General features: G+C 72.7%; 2 protein-coding genes and 1 pseudogene. All 3 read right to left on the bottom strand.

What is annotated here, in order from left to right:
* Positions 1-119 precede the first annotated feature (119 nt).
* On the bottom strand, positions 120-665 hold the full coding sequence (locus BI327_RS40660) for a winged helix DNA-binding protein (RefSeq protein ID WP_054430442.1): 546 nt from the start codon (positions 663-665) through the stop codon (positions 120-122).
* A 24-nt stretch (positions 666-689) separates the two neighbouring features.
* Positions 690-1052 (bottom strand): 2Fe-2S iron-sulfur cluster-binding protein, encoded by a 363-nt coding sequence (locus tag BI327_RS40655; protein WP_033504509.1) that lies wholly within the window; start codon positions 1050-1052, stop codon positions 690-692.
* Positions 1049-1567: pseudogene (locus tag BI327_RS40650) on the bottom strand (hypothetical protein); the annotation flags it as partial. The pseudogene BI327_RS40650 and the gene BI327_RS40655, both read right to left, overlap by 4 nt.

The raw sequence follows: 1567 nt of genomic DNA, 5'->3' as shown, positions 1-1567 counted from the left end.
GCTGGGGATCAGCCCGACCACGCTGTGGCGCTGGTTGCGCACGGGCTGAGCAGCGCCCGGCCCCGCGCGCCGGGGCCGTCGACATCCACGCCGGTCCGGCCGGAAGGCGCGCGCCGCGCCTACAGCGACGACGCGGCGCGGGCGGCCTGGTCGTACAGGCCCGAGACGCTGCGCAGGCGGCGCGCGGCGTCGGCATGGGCCGCGCCGTCGGCCAGGTCGCCATCGATGGCGGCCAGCAGGCAGCGTCCGCGCACCACGCGGAAGGCCTCGATCAACGCCGACCCCTTGGCCGTGGTGCCATAGAGCACTTCCTTGCCCGCTTTCTCGCCCTGCACCAGGCCCAGCGCGGCGAGCTTCTTCAGCGCATAGCTGATGACATGGGTATCTTCGAAATTGAGGGTGAAGCAGATGTCGGCCAGCTTCTTGCCGCGCTGGCGGTGGTGCACGTGGTGCAGCACCAGGATGTCGTTGAAGCCCAGGTCCGGCTCGCCGGCCGCGGCCATGCAGCGCGCCACCCAGCGGCTGAAGGCGTTGTGGGCGATGATGAGGCCGAACTCCAGCTCGGACAATTCGGCATGCGGGCCGTTGGCCAGATGGGCCGAGGACAGGATGCGCACCGGTTCCAGGGCAGGGTTGCCGGCGGCATCGGGGAGGGTAGGGGTCATGGCGGGGTTCCGGGCAGGGCGGGATCAATCGTCTTCGCCGCCGGCGTCGGGAAACAGGCGTTCCTTGCCGGGCGAAATGTCGGTAATCAGGTCCCGCAGCAGGGGCTTGTTGAGCAGGGGGCCCACCTCGTAGCTGCGGCCGGGCTCGAGGCGGGCGGTACAGGCGTAGACCGTCTTGCCGTCCAGCCGCATCATGCATTCCTTGCAGGCATTGGCGTTGATGCAGGCATAGCGGATCCCGAGCGAGTTGTCGCAATGGCTGCGCACCCAGCGCAGGCCGTCGAGCAGCGAGGCGGCGGCGTCGGCCGGCACCTCGAAGGCATCGACGCGGCCGGGAGGATCGCTGCGCTGGACGCGCAGCTGGACGAATGGGGCGGGGCGGGTCATGGCGTGGTCTCCTGAGCCAGGGGTTCGCGTTGCACGGGCTGGCTATCGAGCGTCCAGGCGCCGTCGTGCCAGGCAATGGTCTGGTTGCGGGTCCAGGCGTCGTCCTGCAGCGGGTAGTCCTCGCGCTGGTGCGCGCCGCGGCTTTCCTGGCGCGCCAGCGCGCTGCGCGTCACGGCCTCGGCCACCAGCAGCATGTTGCCCAGGTCCAGCGCGTCCAGGCGCAGCGGGTCCTGCGGACCGCCGCCGGGCAGCGCGGCGCCGGCCCGGCGCCTGAGCGCGTCGATGTCCCGCAGGGCCTGCCGCAGGCCCGCCTCGTTGCGGAACGGGCCGACGTGCTGCTGCATCAGCGCCTGCAACGCATCGATCAGGGCGGCGTGGTTGGGCGAGGCCGCGTCCGGCGCGCCGCCAGCGAGCAAGCGCGAGATCCAGGGCGCGGCGGCGGCGCGCAGCGTGTCCGGCGGCAGGGGCGGGGCCGCGCGCGCCGCGTCCGCGGCCGAACGGCCGGCGCGCAGACC

Source organism: Bradyrhizobium mercantei, from assembly GCF_001982635.1.
Taxonomy (GTDB): domain Bacteria; phylum Pseudomonadota; class Alphaproteobacteria; order Rhizobiales; family Xanthobacteraceae; genus Bradyrhizobium; species Bradyrhizobium mercantei.
Note: the sequence above shows the minus strand (reverse complement) of the source record. Positions and strands in the feature narration are given on the sequence as shown.